At 61.9% G+C, this 16,267-nt stretch carries 11 protein-coding genes; 5 read left to right on the forward strand and 6 right to left on the reverse strand.

What is annotated here, in order from left to right; translation table 11 throughout:
• Positions 1-41 precede the first annotated feature (41 nt).
• Complete coding sequence (locus QOS90_RS13625) at positions 42-2,588, reverse strand: HWE histidine kinase domain-containing protein (protein ID WP_085272889.1); 2,547 nt, start codon at positions 2,586-2,588, stop codon at positions 42-44.
• A 186-nt stretch (positions 2,589-2,774) separates the two neighbouring features.
• Positions 2,775-3,782, reverse strand: a complete 1,008-nt coding sequence (locus QOS90_RS13630) for a zinc-binding alcohol dehydrogenase family protein (RefSeq protein ID WP_085272888.1) — start codon at positions 3,780-3,782, stop codon at positions 2,775-2,777.
• Between the two features lie 234 nt (positions 3,783-4,016).
• On the opposite strand from QOS90_RS13630, the gene QOS90_RS13635 reads away from it, so the two are divergent.
• Positions 4,017-4,961, forward strand: coding sequence for a GlxA family transcriptional regulator (locus QOS90_RS13635; protein ID WP_085272887.1), 945 nt, complete (start codon positions 4,017-4,019; stop codon positions 4,959-4,961).
• 392 nt (positions 4,962-5,353) lie between these two features.
• On the opposite strand, the gene QOS90_RS13640 is transcribed toward QOS90_RS13635, so the two are convergent.
• From QOS90_RS13640 to QOS90_RS13655, 4 genes are all read right to left on the reverse strand, one after another.
• The gene (locus tag QOS90_RS13640; RefSeq protein WP_027593320.1) at positions 5,354-6,730 is read right to left on the reverse strand and encodes an amino acid permease; all 1,377 of its coding nucleotides are present in this window, start codon (positions 6,728-6,730) and stop codon (positions 5,354-5,356) included.
• A 331-nt stretch (positions 6,731-7,061) separates the two neighbouring features.
• Positions 7,062-8,450 (reverse strand): tripartite tricarboxylate transporter permease, encoded by a 1,389-nt coding sequence (locus QOS90_RS13645; protein WP_085272886.1) that lies wholly within the window; start codon positions 8,448-8,450, stop codon positions 7,062-7,064.
• Complete coding sequence (locus tag QOS90_RS13650) at positions 8,447-8,923, reverse strand: hypothetical protein (RefSeq protein ID WP_085272885.1); 477 nt, start codon at positions 8,921-8,923, stop codon at positions 8,447-8,449. The genes QOS90_RS13645 and QOS90_RS13650 overlap by 4 nt, the downstream gene beginning before the upstream one ends.
• Positions 8,924-9,066: 143 nt before the next feature.
• Positions 9,067-10,353, reverse strand: coding sequence for a hydroxymethylglutaryl-CoA reductase, degradative (locus QOS90_RS13655; protein ID WP_085272884.1), 1,287 nt, complete (start codon positions 10,351-10,353; stop codon positions 9,067-9,069).
• Between the two features lie 138 nt (positions 10,354-10,491).
• Between QOS90_RS13655 and QOS90_RS13660 the strand changes: the two genes are divergently transcribed.
• From QOS90_RS13660 to QOS90_RS13675, 4 genes are all read left to right on the forward strand, one after another.
• Positions 10,492-11,871 carry an aminotransferase-like domain-containing protein gene (locus QOS90_RS13660; protein WP_085272883.1) on the forward strand — a complete coding sequence of 460 codons (1,380 nt, stop codon included), beginning with the start codon at positions 10,492-10,494 and terminating at the stop codon, positions 11,869-11,871.
• 85 nt (positions 11,872-11,956) lie between these two features.
• Positions 11,957-12,379 (forward strand): PA0061/PA0062 family lipoprotein, encoded by a 423-nt coding sequence (locus tag QOS90_RS13665; protein ID WP_085272882.1) that lies wholly within the window; start codon positions 11,957-11,959, stop codon positions 12,377-12,379.
• Positions 12,380-12,393: 14 nt separating this feature from the next.
• Positions 12,394-13,011 carry a dTMP kinase gene (locus tag QOS90_RS13670; RefSeq protein WP_085272881.1) on the forward strand — a complete coding sequence of 206 codons (618 nt, stop codon included), beginning with the start codon at positions 12,394-12,396 and terminating at the stop codon, positions 13,009-13,011.
• A gap of 319 nt (positions 13,012-13,330) precedes the next feature.
• Entirely contained in the window at positions 13,331-16,180 is a 2,850-nt protein-coding gene (locus QOS90_RS13675) for an HD domain-containing phosphohydrolase (protein WP_085272880.1), read from the forward strand.
• Positions 16,181-16,267 lie beyond the last annotated feature (87 nt).

Consider the following 16,267-nt stretch of genomic DNA (forward strand, 5'->3'; position numbering starts at 1 on the left):
CTGGGCAGGGTAGGCAGCGGGCGATCGTTTGCTCCCGCAGCCTACTGCCCACTGTCGATCAGGCTTTCCAGATTCGTCAGAATCGTCAGGGCATCGTAGGGCTTGCGCACAACAGGGACGTGCTTCAAATGCGCAGGAATGCTGATGCTGTCGCCATAGCCGGTGGCGAACAGGAAGGGAATGTTTTTGCGCGTGAGTTCTTCGGCGACGGCAATCGACGTGCCCGTCCCCAGGTTGATATCCAGCACCGCGACATCTGGCCTGCGGCTGGCGAGCAGCTTCATCGTCTCGGCTTCGGAGCTTGCGGTGATCACGTCTTCGACCAGCGCATCGGCCAGAATCTGTTCGAGGCCTACTGCAATAACCAGTTGGTCCTCGAGAATCAGCACGCAGGATTTGACCAGGCCCGAGCCGCTGACATGAGGCGCAGCCGGTGGCGCCATTGGCGCAACGGCATCGACCGTTTCGACCTGGGTCAGGTGTTTGGCAGGGATCTTGAAATACCCCTGCAGCCCTTCTGGCCTGTATTCGAGCGTGCTGGTGCCGCCGAGGTCGAAGGGGATGCTGCGTTCGATCAGCACCGAACCGAAACCACTTCGGCTGGGTGGGCGAACCGTTGGCCCACCGCTTTCGCGCCACGTGATGTCGCACGCCCCACTCACATCGACCTGCCAACTCACGGCCAGCTTGCCACCTGCCCGAGACAGCGCGCCGTACTTGGCGGCGTTGGTCGCCAGTTCGTGGAGCACCAAGGCCAGCACCGAGTAGGCGCGGGCATCAAGCAGCAGGCTGGGGCCGTTCAGCTCGATGACATCGGCCGAGGTGCGGTAGGGCGACAGCTCGGCTTCCAGAAGCGTGGAGAAGCGCCCACCGCCATCACCTCGCACGACCTGGTCATGCGCCAGGGAAAGCGCCTGAATGCGGCCTTTGAGCGTTGCCACGTAGCTGTTGAGGGTCTGGTTTTCGGCGGTGGGGTGGGCCACCAGCGCACCGATCAGCGAAAGAATGTTCTTCACCCGGTGGTTGAGCTCTTCGTTGAGCATCCGTTGGCGGACGTCCGCCTTGGAGCGCTCGTCGGCCATGAGCTCACTGTTATGCAGCACCACCTCGACTATCGCGGCGCGGATGGCCTCGCCAAACGGGCGGTCTTGCTCGGACCAAGGCTGTGAGTGGTGGTGAACGGTCTGTTTCCACACCGCGAAGCTCTTGCGTGGCGTCAGGCGTTCACCTAACGGGCCGCTGTCGTAGGTTTTGTTGGGGTCGCCGGCCCAATCCAGGGTCTCGATCACTTCTTTGCGAAACAGCATCAGGTAATCCCGGGGCTGCTGTGACATCGGAATGACCAACACGCCTGAAACGTCGACGGCGTAATCCTGGGCAGGTGGGTGCGCCATCGAGAGGCAGTTCGAAGCCCAGGTACGGCCCTCGGCGACACCTTCGGCGAATCTCAACAAGCTGGGTAACGCCACGTTTGGCGGTGTCAGTGCCTCAGCGGTCCAGCGGCCTTGCAGCGACATGCCGATGCCGTCGCAGGGGATGAGCGCCTTGAAGTCCGTCATGCGAGCACGCAGCAGTTCCTCGAAGTCGGCGGTGCGGTGTGCATCACGCAGCAGGTTGTCGAGCACTTCGCGTGCGTAGGCGGCGGCCTCCAGGCTTTGCTTGGCGCGCAGAGTCTGGATATGCAACGAGAAAAATTCGCCGAACATTTCTGCCGCGACGCGTTGGCCCATGGACAACGTGCGGGGTGCGTAATGGTGGCAGGCAATCAGCCCCCAGAGCGCGCCGTCGACGATGATCGAAATGGACATGGACGCGCCTACGCCCATATTGCTCAGGTATTCGCAGTGAATGGGCGAGACGCTGCGCAGGTGCGCGTAGGACAGGTCGAGCGGTTCACCATTCAGGTCCAGCACAGGGGTGATGGGCACGGTCTTGAACTGGGCATCGGAAATGATGCGGACCGGATTGCGCAGGTACAGGGCGCGCGCCTGCTGCGGAATGTCGGACGCGGGGAAGTACTGCCCCAAAAAGCTTTCCAGGCCGCTGCGCTTGGCCTCGGCAATCACCTTGCCAGCGCCGTCAACGCCAAGCTGGTAGATCATCACCCGGTCGTAGCCCAGCAGTGCTCGCACACGTCGGGCAGTGTCGGCGAATAGCTTCTCGGAGCGGTCGATCTCGCGCAGTTGGGCGATGACGGTGCGGACCAGCTCAATCGGCTCGGCGATGCTTGCACCGCAGGGCTCGAACTCGAGGATGGCGGTGCCTTTGTAAATATGCGCGGCAATATCGAACGCCTGACCGGACGGCAGGCTCACGGCAAACGACAGTGCTGGGCGAGTGCCCTCTTTGACCCGTGCCAGTGCGTTGCGAAGGGTATGCGCAGCCTCGGTGCCGATGATTGCTTCGAGGCGTTGACCGTTGATGTCCCCGGCAACGCCCAGCATGCCTGGGGTATTGGCGGAGTGACGCAGCACCACGCTTGCTGCCGCATTGCAGGCCAACAGGCAACCGTGCGGCTGGATGCTGCCCGGAATCTGGATGGGTTCGCGATCGCAGTTGGTCAGATTGACGGGAGGTTGCAAAGTCATAGGCGGCCCCTGCCGGTTTACCAGACACCGGCTGCCTGCATGACCGCCGAACAGTTTCAGGCAAACGAAGTGTTTACGGTCACATTCAGCGTTTGATTCTAGCGGGCGCGTTACGCTTCGTCATCAGGGGCGCAAGAGGGCCAGCGCAAAGTTGGCCCTCTTGGAAGTTGCAACAGTGTGCCGGGATCAGAAACCTTCCAAAACAATCTTGCCCCGGGCCTGGCCACGCTCTATGAGGGCATGGGCACGCTTGAGGTTTTCCGCGTTGATGGTGCCGAAGTGCTCGCCGACGGTGGTCTTGAGTACACCTTCGTCGATAAGCGCTGATACCTTCTCGAGTAGCTGGTGTTGTTTGATCATGTCTTCGGTGTGGTAAAGCGAGCGCGTGAACATGAGTTCCCAGTGCAGCGACAGCGATTTGCGCTTGAGTGGCATGACGTCCAACTGCGCGGGGTCATCGATGAGTGCGAGTTTGCCTTGTGGGCGAAGCACCTCCACAAGCTGCGGCAGGTAGGTATCGGTATGCGTCAGGCTGATCACATAATCAACGGGATTGCCCCCAAGTGCTTCCAGTTGCAAGGCGATCGAAGCCGAATGGTCGATGACATGGTGGGCACCCAGTTCGCTGACCCATTGCTGGGTTTCGGCCCGGGAGGCGGTGCCGATGACCGTGAGTTGCGTGAGCTGCCGGGCCAGTTGCACCAGGATTGAGCCGACGCCGCCACCAGCCCCGATCACCAACAGGCTTTGCCCCACGCCACCGTTCGGTGCGATACCCAGTCGATCAAACAACAGTTCCCAGGCAGTGATGGAGGTCAATGGCAACGCGGCGGCACTGGCATCGTCGAGGCTACGCGGTTTGTGCCCGACAATGCGTTCGTCGACCAGGTGATATTCGCTGTAGCTGCCCGGGCGATCGATGGCGCCGGCATAGAAAACCTCGTCGCCTGGCTGGAACAACGTGACCTCGGCGCCTACTTCGCGCACGATCCCCACCGCGTCCCACCCCAATACCTGCGGCTGGCCGGTCTGGCGTGAGGCGCGCACTTTGGTATCGACCGGGTTGACGGCAATGGCCTTGACCTCGACCAGCAGGTCTCGGGCGCCGGGTGTTGGCTTGGGCAGGTCTGTTTCGAACAGCGAATGTGGGTCTTGAATCGGCAAACCGGCTTGGGTGTATACGACGGCCTTCATTGGCATTACCTCAGTGGAATGGGAAGTTGGGCGCAGGCTATCCGCTTGGGTTTAGTCCAGAAACCCGCTGAATGAAGTAAGACTTTCACGCTGGGGGTGAAAATGGCGGAGCGAACGCTTTGGGTCATGGTGCAGCTCCGCGGGTAGGGACTGGCGCCATGATGCTCAAGATTGCCTGCGGCTTAAATGACGCATAAAGTACTGATTCAGGACATGGCATTAAGGAGCACAGCAATGCATCGAGTCGGCTATCTGATCACGGAGGGCTTCCAGGTCATGTCCCTGGCAACGCAGACCGTGTTCGAGTTCGCCAACCTTGTGGCGGGCAAAGAGGTCTACAGGATTCAGAACTACTCAATCGGCGGGGGGACTGTGCGTTCTTCTTTAGGGATGCACATCGATACGTTGCCCTTAGGGGCGCCGGGCCTTGCTGACAGCTGGATGGTCACCGGTACACTGACCCCGTTGACGCCGCCTTCCGACGACGTGCTGAAAAGCGTGCGGGGGTTTGTCGACGGCGCGCGTCGCACTGCTGGGTTGTGCACCGGTACATTCGTGCTTGCCCAAGCGGGTGTACTGGAGGGCCGTCGCGCCACCACGCACTGGGCCTACGCCAAAGCCTTGCAGCGCATGCACCCGCGAATCACGGTCGAGGACGACCGCATCTTCATCGTTGACGGCCCTGTGTGGACCTCTGCGGGGATGACCGCCGCGCTGGACATGGCGCTGGCGATGGTGGAAAAGGACTTGGGGGCTGAGCTTGCCCGTTCTATTGCGCACAAGCTGGTGATGCATCAACGCCGCTCTGGTGGCCAGTCGCAGCATTCGGAATTGCTGTCGCTGGCGCCCAAGTCAGACCGCATCCAGAGCGCGCTGGACTATGCGCGCAAGCACCTTAACCGCCCGCTCAGTGTTGAGGAACTGGCTGATGTAGTGCACCTCAGCCCCCGGCAATTCACCCGTGTGTTTACTGCGGAGACGGGGCAATCACCGGCCAAGGCGGTGGAAAGCCTGCGCCTGGAGGCCGCCCGGTTGATGATCGAGCAAAGCCGCCACAGCCTGGATACGGTGGCGAGGGAAACGGGGTTCAGGGATCGCCGCCATATGCGTGAGGTGTTCATGCGCGGCTTTGGCGTGCCGCCGCAGGCCGTGCGCAGGGATGCACGGCGGGTTGTGTAGTGACTCTCCAGAGAACAACACATAGCTCATTGATTTAGCAAGGGATGTGGGAGCTGGCTTGCCGGCGATCACCGGCAAGCCGGTGCCATGCACCGCGGCGCTTGCATCGCCGGCAAGCCGGCTCCCACCCGAGCTGTGTAGCCTCCAAGGCTAGCGCCGCACCTGTGTGAGCAACTCTCTTGTTCAAATTTTTGGGGGCATTCCATCCTCTGGGAAATCACCCAGCCCTTTGGACCGCGTTGTCGAGCAGAGAACAAAGTTCGTAAGCGAGTTGCTGACCCTGTGGGAGCTGGCTTGCCAGCGATGAGGCCGGAACAAGCACCACAAGACAGTTGCTCCCACAGCGGTCATGTTGCACCTGGAGCCTGAGATGTACTTTCAGGCCTAGCCAATCAGCTACCTACATAGCCAATTGTCTTCCCCGCCAGCCGATTACGCATCACCCAGTACGCCCCCAGCACAACCAGTGAGGTCACCGAGGTGAACCAGAACTGGAACCGCGAGGCCGGGTCGAATGCCTGGGTGACAATCACCGCCAGCAGTGCGAACAGCGCAACAATATTGGCGTAAGGGAAGAACCATGCACGGAACGCCGTAGGGTCGACCGCTTCATGCCGGGTTTTCCAGCGCATGGCGAAGTGGGCGACGATGATGAAGATCCACACGATCATCACGAACGTGCCGCTGCTCTTGGCCAGGGTCATGAACAGGTCGCCGCCGCTGACAAAGTGCACGGTCAGGATCAACAGGCAGATGCTCAGGCTCAGCAGCAGCGCATTGAGCGGTACCCCTTTGGACGTGGTGCGAGAGAACAGCTTCGGCGCATGCCCACGCTGGCTCAGCGAGAACAGCATGCGCGAGTTGGAGAACATGAAGGAGTTCATCACCGACATGAACGAGATGAACAACACGATCTTCATGGCCACTGCGGCGCCACTGAACCCAGCCAGGCTGAACAACGACACATACGGGGACGCCAGGTTTTCCGTGTCTGTCCACGGCAGGCAGAGGATCAGGATCGACACCGAACCGACATAGAACAACATCACCCGCAGAATGACGCTTTTGATGGCCCGAATGACGTTCTTGCGAGGGTTCTCTGATTCGCCGGCGGCAACGGCAGCGATTTCACTCCCGCCCAGCGAGAAGATCACCACCACCACACCCGCCATGACCGGCGACAGGCCATTGGGCATGAAACCATCGTGCGCGGTCAGGTTGACCCAGCCAGGGGAAGGGATGTTGCTGTGCAGGCCGAGCAGAATCGAAAGCCCCAGCACCATGAAGATCAGAATGGTGGCGACCTTCATCGCGGCCAGCCAGTACTCCACTTCAGCGAAGGATTTGACCGAGTAGGCGTTGCTTGCCATCAATGTCACCAGCATGATGAACGCGCCGGCCCAGATGGGCAGCCAAGGCAGAAAATCGTTGAGGATGGCGCCCAGCAGTACCGCCTCCAAGGTGATGGTCAGCATCGACTTTAGCCAGTACAGCCAGCCGACGGTAAACCCTGCCCATTCGCCGAGGTAGCTGTTGGCATAGGTTGAAAACGAGCCTGCATCCGGGTTGCGGCAGGCCATCTCGCCGAGCATGAACATCACCAGGGTGACCACAATGCCGCCGATGAAATACGACAGGATCGCGGCAGGCCCTGCCGAGGCAATCAACTTGCCCGACCCCATGAACAGCCCCGCGCCGATCACCCCGCCCAGCGCAATCATGGTGATGTGCCGTTGTTTCAGGCTTTGCTTCAGACTGTTGGATTGCATTTCCTTGTCCTCTCTTATTATCTGGGAGGCGTCGGCAATGATGCTGCAGTGCAAGGTTTGCCACTGCAGACATTGTCGCCCCACCCACAGGCATCGTCGTGCGCCTGCGTCCACGCCCTGCAGCCTTTTATTCAGGCAATAGCTGTCAGGCTGGCCACCATGGGCAAAGCGGCCGTGCATCTCAAGCGAATTCTGCGCACAACATCCTGCGTTTTTTTCCTATGGGCGCAATGATGGGCAGGATTGGCTGTGATTTGCTGGCTGGGGAATTGGGTGAAATGGGTTGGGGAAATGGTGCGTAGATCGAGCGCCGCGCGGGCGGCGCTCGATCTTATACCCCCAACAGGGCAATCATCGCCGGCACGGTCAACACCGCGGTGTAGTACCCCATGAACTGCACGCCGATGTTGAAACCGAGAAAGCGTGAGAGAAAACCACCCAGCAGGCCAATGGTGACAATCACCAGCAACCCCAACAGGCCGCCTTCCCAGATGCCAATCACCAGGATCAGGCCGACAAAGGTCGCGATCACCGCTTCGTGGCTGATCTTGCGCGACACATAGGCAGCAGCTCGGTGCGCGTAATTCATGGTGAAGGGGTAGGCGATCAGGATCGCGACCACCACCGCCAGCATGCCGTAGCCCAGAAACTCCCAGGTACTGAGCAACGAATGCAGGTTATTCACCTCACCGCTTGCAGCATCGACGCTGAAGCGTGGCGGGGCGTTGAACAGCGGTGCGGCGGGGCCAGCAGCGACCGGGCTCAGCGGCAGGCCGAAGGCGATCAGCGGAATCAAGGCTTCGGCCAGGTAAGTCGATTCGGTGACGCCGTTGCGCGCGGTGATGACCGTGGTCAGGCGATGGTAGACGTGCTTGATCCGTGAACCGACGGCCTCGCCCATGATTACGGTCATCGCTACCGGGCTGAACACGAATGTGGCGCTGGAGACAACGGCAGTGATCGCCGTCCACAGGGTTTGCTTGCTGTCCAGTACGCGCAGCGGGTTGGGGAAGAACCCACCCCAGCGCTTCACATCGGGCGACAACGAGAACGTGCGCACCTGCTGGCGGCGCATGCTGGCGCGTTCGGCGGGCGCGAGCAGGCAGAACAGCGCCGCAATCAACGGGCCGATAGCGATGCCGAGGAAGTAACTGACGCTGAGCTTGACGCCGTACTGCGCGGTCAGGCTTTGCAGGCCGACAATCACCATGACGAACGGGATCAAGGTCAGCACCGCTGCCAGGCGGCCCTTGGAGAACCAGGCGATGGCCACTGCCGCCAGCAGGAAGACCCAGGGCGCGGCCTGTTTGATCATGTCGCCGAACGGCGCCAGCATCACGGCGAATAGCACTGCCATCGGTACCGCGATCAACGCTGCGATCACAGCCCCGGAAATCATCTTGCGCAGGGCAATGTGCGGCACGCCCAGGTTGCGCAGGAAGTTGGCTTCGCGCATCAGTGGCGTTGCCATGGTATCGCCGGGGATACCCAACAGCGCGGTCGGTACCGCGTGGGTCATGTGCTTGGCCACGGCACCGGCCAGGAAGAACGTCAGCACACCGGCCGCCGGCACGCCCAGCAGCACCACCAGCAGGGTCAAGGGGGCGAGGGTAGTGGTTTCGTCGCTGCCGGAAATCAGGCCGATGCCGGCAAAGATCACCGCACCGAGGACGCCCATGCCCAGGGCTATGAGGAACTGATCCATCACCAAGGCGATCATGGCCGGCCTCCGTGGGCAGGGGCGGCCTGTACAGGCACGGTAGCGGGGGCGCTCGGGTCGTTCTGCAGCGCAGGCAGGCCTTTTTCGTACTCGGCGAACAGGTCGTACAGGTCCATTTCCTTCAGCTCTGCAAGGGTCGCCGCAGGCAGGTCGGCGAGGCTGCCCAGCGGGCCGAACTCGTTCTGCAATTCGACCAGGATCTTGGCCCGCCAGGCAGGGTCGGCCAGGTGCTCGACGACATTGCGCTTGGGCTTGAACAGCGCGGCACTGATGCCGCCACCGACCAGGCAGCCGATAATGCCGATCAGCATTGCGTAGGCCCGTGCCAATTGCGCCGACGCCACCCAACCCACCAGCAGCTGTTGCGCGGTAAAGAACGCGCCGAGGCTGACCACGGCGCCAAGGGCGATAGCGTAGACCAGGTGGCGACCGTCTACGGTGTCGCCCCAGACTTCGTACAGTTCGGACTTCATGAAGAATCTCCCACTGCCCTTGCGGGCTTTTATTGTTATGAACGTGAAGAGAGGACGTTTAAGCCATTGTGCGCTGGGCGAGCAGGGCGCGCGCTACCCCAGGCCGTCCCGCGCACCCACCTCGACCAGCCGTACCGCCTCCATTACGGCGCCCGCTTGTGCTTGAGCAGTTCTGCCGCTTTGTCAGCACGCACGTCGCGGGCCTCAACCATCTGCTTGACCAGCCAGTTCAGCTCGTCGCCGCGTGCCCCCGCCGACAGCGCAATGTTGCGCGCGTGCAAGGCCATATGGCCGCGCTGGATGCCTTCGGTCGACAGTGCCCGTAGCGCGCCAAGGTTTTGTGCAAGGCCGACGGCAACCGCGATTTCGGCCAGCTCCTGGGCGGTTTTAACCCCCAGGATGCGCAGTGACAGCTGCGCCAGGGGGTGCGTCTTGGTGGCGCCGCCGACCAGGCCGACCGGCATGGGCATCTCCAGGGTGCCGACCAGATGGCCCTGGCTGTCCTTCTCCCAGGTGGTCAGCGAACCGTAGTGTCCATTGCGGCATGCATAGGCATGGGCGCCGGCCTCGACCGCACGCCAGTCATTTCCGGTGGCGACGATCAACGGGTCGATGCCATTCATGATGCCCTTGTTGTGGGTGGCGGCGCGGTACGGGTCAACCACGGCAAAGTTGTAGGCATCGAGGATGCCTTCGATGACCTCTTCACCTGTGTAGGCGCCGGTACTTAGCAGCTCTGGGGCAATACGCACCTGCGCGCGGGCCAAGCGCAGGTCGGCCAGGTTGGAGAGGATACGCAGGCGGACCTTGCCGCCGGTAATTTCTTCCAGCAAGGGCGCCACGGCCTCGGCCATGGTATTGACCGTGTTGGCGCCCATGGCATCGCGTACGTCGACGATCAGGTGGGCCACCAGCATCGGCCCGCGCGGGCTATGGGCGAAGGTATGCACCTCGATGTCACGGCAACCGCCCCCTAGGCTGTTGAGCAGCTGGTCCTTGCGGTTGGCCAGCTCGATGATTTCATCTTTGTGGCGCAACAGGCTCAAGCGTGCATTGAAGGGGTCGGCGACCTCGACGATCTGTACCTGGGCACGCATCAATGGCAGCGAACTCGACGTCTTGAAGCCGCCGGCCTCGCGTGCCAGCTTGGCCATGAAGGACGCCGCAGCGACCACCGAAGGCTCTTCCACCACCAACGGCACGATCACGTCGCGGCCGTTGATCTGGAAGTTGCTGGCCACCGCGTAGGGCAGCTCGAAGGTGCCGATCACGTTCTCGATCATGCCGTCGGCGATGTCCAACGGCAAGGCGCCGGCGTCTCGCAGCAGGGCGACGTCTGCCTGGGGCAGTTCGAGTGCGTCCTGCAAGTGGCTTAGGCGCTCAGCGGGTGACATGGCGCGGAACATGGGCAGGCGGGAGTCGATGCTCATGGGGAGGGGTACCTTGCAGTTATTGTTGTGAGTTGGCGCCACCGTAGTCCGATCTGTCTGGTGAAAGAAGGTACAGTTTGGCCAGACAGTACCTAAGCTGTACCCTTTGTTCAGACAAGGTATTCGGGACACCTGGCGATGGCGCGGCAGACACTCGCAGAGCAACTGGCAGCATCCTTGGCAGTGCAGATCGGCAACGGCACGTACCGCATTGGCGAACGCCTGCCGTCCCTGCGCGAGTGCATGCGTTTGTTCGGCCATTCGAAAAACACCGTGATCAATGCCTATGAGTCGCTGGCCTCGCAAGGCCTGGTCGAAGCGCGCCACGGGCAAGGTTTTTTCGTCAAGCAGGGCGCGCCACGCAGCCACGAGCCAGAGGAGCCACTGCCCTACACCCGGGCGATGGACACCATTTGGCTAATGCGTCAGCAGTTCGTCCGCGAGCCTGGCCATTCGCCGTTGGGCGAGGGCTTTCCGCCGGTGGAGTGGTTGATGGACATGCGCCTGGACAAGTTCACCCGGCAAATCATGCGCACAGGCGTCACCACGCTGTTTCGTTATGGCAACCGCCTGGGCAACGCCAGCTTGCGTCAACACCTGGTGCAAAAGCTCGCCAGCTATGCAATCACCGCCAGCCCCAGGCAAATCGTCACCACCCACGGCGCCAACCATGCGCTGGACCTGATCATTCGCCGCTTCATCGCCCCAGGCGACAGCGTGCTGGTGGAAGACCCTGGCTACTACCCGCTGTTTGGCAAGTTACAGTTGCAAGGCGCACGCATGCTCTCGGTACCTCGGCTCGCAGATGGGCCGGACATCGAGGTGCTGGAGCAGCACCTGCGCCTGCATAAACCCAAGCTGTTCTTCATTCAGTCTGTCGGCCACAACCCGACGGGGTCTGATATTTCCCCCAGCAAGGCGCATCGGTTGGTGCAATTGGCTGAAGAACACAACTTCCTGCTGGTGGACGATGATGCAATGGCCGATTTCAAACCGGCCGCGGCAATCAAGGTGTCGGCATTGGACCAATTGCAGCGCTCACTGTATGTCGGCAGCTTCTCCAAGTCGGTGTCTGCGGCCTTGAGAGTGGGCTTTATCGCCGGCAGCAAAGAGGTGATCGATGAACTGGGCGACCTGAAGATGCTGCTGCACACCAGCACCTCGGAGCTGTGCGAGCGCACGGTCGACGTCATCCTCACCGAAGGGCACTTCCTGCGCCACGTGATCCGCCTTCAAGAGCGCTTGAAAGCCGCTACCAGCGCGGGCTTGCAGATGCTCGACGGGATCGGCGCCGAGGTATTCGCGCGGCCCGAGCAAAGCCTGTACCTGTGGGCCAGGTTTGCCCATGTCGACGACGCCAGGGAGCTGACCCGGCAATTACTGCCCAAGGGCTTCATGATTGCCCCGGGGCATATCTTTGCGCCGGAGCAGGCGCAGGTTAACCCTTGGACGCGCTTGAACGTGGCCTATTTGAATGATGCGTTGCTCAAGGCGGTGTTGGGGCGTGAGGCAGGCTAGGGTGCCCTGTCAGCGCAGCCAACGGCGTAGCGCGTATTGCCGTAAACTGGTTATCAAGGGTTTACCTGTGCAGGAGGCCTTCGTCATGCGCAGATTCATGCTGTTGCTCGCTATCACAGCAATCGCAGGTTGCCAGGCGCCCATGCCGGCCGCCAACCCGCAGATGGCCTGGGTCGATTTCTCGGTGCCGTTTCCCAACGACAGGGTGCTGATGGCCGAACGTCTCGACAATCAGCGCCTGCGCGACGGTCGCTTTTTTCAGGTCAGCCCTGGCAGCCATGAGCTGATTGTTCGTTTCGACTTCGAGGCCAGCGGTGGCTCAGGCATGAGCATGATGGGGGGCAGCACCGTTCGCGAATGCTACCTGACCCTCAACTACCCGCACTTCAAGGCGGGCCAGCGCTACGTGCTGGAGGCGCGCTCGATGGCCTTGACGCCGGAGGCGCGGTTGTACGATGCCCAGGGGCAGAAGGTTGCAGAGTTGAGCGAGTTCTATTGTCTTATGTGAGTGATACCTGCCGTATGAATCGTCCGCTGTTCGTTTCTCTGGATGGGCCCAAAGGCACTGGCAAGACCACCTTGCTGGAGGCCATTACGAAAGTATTGAGGGCAGGCAACAACAAGGTAATCCGGCTTTGCGAGCGCAATAACGACCCCAACAGGGGTGAAACCATGGCCTTGGTCAACCAACTTGCCAGAAACCCCTGCCGGGAACTGGAATTGGGGGTTTGTGAGCGCTTGGCCGATAGCCGAAGCTGGATTTCACAGCATGTGCTGCCTAAGCAGCCGCCTGGCAGCATCATCCTGATCGATCGCTGGTACCCCTCCGATGCTGCGTTTCGGCGGACAGTGCCGTTTGCGGAGATTCTGCGGTTGAACATCGAGCGAAACGTGCGCGTGCCAGACCTGCATGTCGGCGTGGTCACCGACCCTGAGGTTTCATGGGCGAGGGCCGCGGCGCGCTCGCGTGGGTTGGGGAGCACGGTGATGTTCAACCTGGGGGAACAGGTGGCCAGTACCGAGGCATTCGAGCGGGCGGTGGCGGAGCAGGGGTGGGTGTTGTGCCGGAATGAAGGGACGGTGGAAGAGGCGACGATGCAGGTGGTTTCGCAGATTTACAGGGTGTTGGGATGCCAGTAAACGCTGCTTGATCCACGTGGCGCGTGAAGAGATCCATGGTGGAGCACAAATGTACTCCCAGCTGCCGATTTCGAACCTAGATGACAGTATCAAGGGCCGGGGTGTTACCCGGCCGGGTACGGTCTATGCTCGAACCGTGAATCATGCATTGCCCTTCTACAGCCTACCTGTTCGTCCTGGCTGATTACACTGTTCGCATCGCCACACATGGAGTACCCGGGATGGACTGCATGTTGATCGCTCGTGCTGCTCTGAACCCAGGTGGCCTAGGGCGTGTGCTTATTGCTACCGCGCCTTCGGGCGGCAGAGGGCCGCAGCCATGAGCAATCCAGGGCGCGGCTATTCCTTGCAATGGCTGGTGGCGTTGGCCATTGTGCTGGGCATGTCGCTGCTGGGCGCGGGGCTTGCCTGGCAGGGCTATCGTGGTGTCCAGCAGACGCTGGTGGCTGCCGCCGGCGACACTGCCCGGCAGTTCGGCAAGACCATCGATGAACGCGCCCGTCGCATGGTTGACCCCGTGCAAAGCAGCATCCGCCTGCTGGCCTTCAACCCGACGGCCAGCACCCTCGCGCAGCGCCTGGAGCGGTTGCCGCAACTGGTCGAAAGCCTCAACGCCAACAAGATGCTGAGCGCCGCTTATATGGGGTACCCCACTGGCGAGTTCTTGCTGGTGCGCAGGCTCAAAGACCCGCAACTGCTCCAGCGTTACGCCGCACCGGCGGCAACCGCGTTTCTGGTGCAGAGCGTCAGCAAGGGCGACGACGGCACGCTGTTGGGGGAGTGGCGGTTCTACGACACGGCGCTGACGCTACTCCAGTCCGAGGCCAAGCCGAACTACCGCTATGATCCCCGCGTACGCCCCTGGTTCGTCGAAGCATCCGGGCAATCTACTACTGTCTTTACCCATCCCTACGTGTTCTTCACCACCCGCGAGATCGGCATGACCATGGCCCAGCGCAGCGTCGACGGGGGCTCGGTGGTCGGCATGGACGTCTCGGTCGACGACCTGGCCAGCGAAACCCGCGACATGCGCATGACCGCAGGCACCGAGATCGCCGTGGTAGACGGGAAGGGCAGTGTGGTGGCGTACCCGGACCTGGCGCGGGTCATCGTGCATGAAGGGGAGGCGGTGCGCCTGTCCCGTATCACCGAGCTGGGCATCCCGAGCCTGGCACAGCTCTACGCGCGCTTGCCCCAGGGCAGCCAGCCTGAAGCGTTCCAGGTGGACGGTGAAACCTGGTACGGCATGCTCGAGCAACTGACGACCCTGGCCGGGCAAGACTTGCAGGTGCTGATTGCCGTGCCGGCCCACGAACTGCTGGCCGACGCACGCAAGGTGCTGGTCGAGCAGTTGCTCTGGGCCGCAGTGCTGATGGGGGTGTTGCTGCCGCTCGGTGGCTTGCTGGGCCGGCGAATCGGCCGCCCGCTGCGCCTTCTGGCCGATCAGGTGCGTGGCCTGGCCAGCTTCGATTTCAGCCGTGAGGTGGGGGTTGAGTCGCAGGTGACCGAGGTGCGGGAGTTGAGCCGGGTGCTTGGTCGCATGTCCGGGACCATCCGCAATTTCCAGGCGATCACCCTGACGCTCAGCCGTGAAAGCCAGTTGGAACACATGCTCGACGGGGTGCTCACCCCTCTGGTGGACGCCGCCGGGGCCAGTGCTGGCGCGGTGTACCTGTTCGATGCCGAGCGCGACGAGCTGCGCCTGGCCGCCGCCTGCCGAGGCGAGGGCTACCCGGAGGCGTTGCCGATTGGCGAGCACGCCCCTGAGAAGCTGGCGAACGCTGTGACACAGGCCCTGGCACTACAGGGCCGCGGTCACGCGGTGGTGCTCAATGATCGTGGTCATGCGTTGCTCGGCATCCTGGTGCTGCAGCTGGCAAGTGAGCAGGCGCTTGATGGAATGGGCGAACCGTTCCAACGCTTTGTCGAGGAACTGTCCGGCGCTGCTGCCGTGGCAATCGAGACCCGCCAGCTGGTCGAGGACCAGCAGCGCCTGCTCGATGCCATGATCAAGCTGCTGGCCGATGCCATCGATGCCAAGAGTGCCTACACCGGAGGCCACTGCGAACGTGTGCCGCAACTGGCGCAGATGCTGTTGGACAAGGCTGTGGCGGCCGACAGTGGCCCCTACGCCGGTTTCACCATGAGCGAGGCCGAGCGTTATGAGTTTCGGGTAGCGGCCTGGTTGCATGATTGCGGCAAGGTCACCAGCCCCGAATATGTGGTGGACAAGGCCACCAAGCTGGAGACCCTGTACAACCGCATCCACGAGGTGCGCATGCGCTTCGAGGTGCTCTGGCGCGACGCCGAGCTGGTGTACTGGCAAGGCGTGGCCAGCGGCGCGGATCGGCAGGTGCTGCAACGTACGCTTGAACAGAACAAGGTTGAACTACAGGAGGCGTTCGCCTTCGTCGCCAAGGCCAATATTGGCGGCGAGTGCATGCAAGACGAAGACGTCGAGCGTTTGCGCCGCATCGGCGAGCGGCGCTGGCAGCGCCATTTCGACAACCGCCTGGGCATCTCCCGCGACGAAGCGGCGCGCTTTGCCGGTGCGCCGCCTGTGCAACTGCCGGTGGACGAACCGCTATTGGCCGACCGCAGCGAACACCGGGTGCCCTGGGGGCCGCGCAAACCACCGGTGGCCAAAGGCGACCCGCGCAATGTCTGGGGGTTCGACATGCGCCTGCCGGCCAATGCCAGCGATTACGGCGAGTTGTACAACCTATCAATCCGCCGCGGCACGCTGAACGACGAGGAGCGCTTCAAGATCAACGAACACATCGTGCAGACCATCATCATGCTCAGTTCGCTGCCGTTTCCGCGTCAGATGCGGCGTGTGCCCGATATCGCCGGCAACCATCATGAAAAAATGGACGGCACTGGCTACCCGCGGCGGTTGGGCAAGGCAGACCTGGGTATCGCCGAACGGGTGATGGCGATCGCCGATATCTTCGAGGCACTGACGGCGGCGGATCGGCCGTACAAGGCGCCGAAGACCCTGTCCGAATCGGTGAAGATTCTGGTGTTCATGGCACGGGACAACCATGTGGATGGTGAACTGCTGCGCTTGTTCCTGAGCAGTGGCGTGTATCGGGAATATGGCGAGCGGTTCTTGCGGGCCGAGCAGATGGATGAGGTGGATGTGGGGTATTGGTTACAGCAGATCTAGGGGACCCGTAGCTCGAAATTGCGAACGCGCACTGTAGAATCCGCCTTGGCGGCGATGCGACCGTTTCAGGTCCATTCGCCGGCAGGC

The organism is Pseudomonas sp. LAIL14HWK12:I10, assembly GCF_900184205.1.
In the GTDB taxonomy this organism is placed as follows: domain Bacteria; phylum Pseudomonadota; class Gammaproteobacteria; order Pseudomonadales; family Pseudomonadaceae; genus Aquipseudomonas; species Aquipseudomonas kermanshahensis.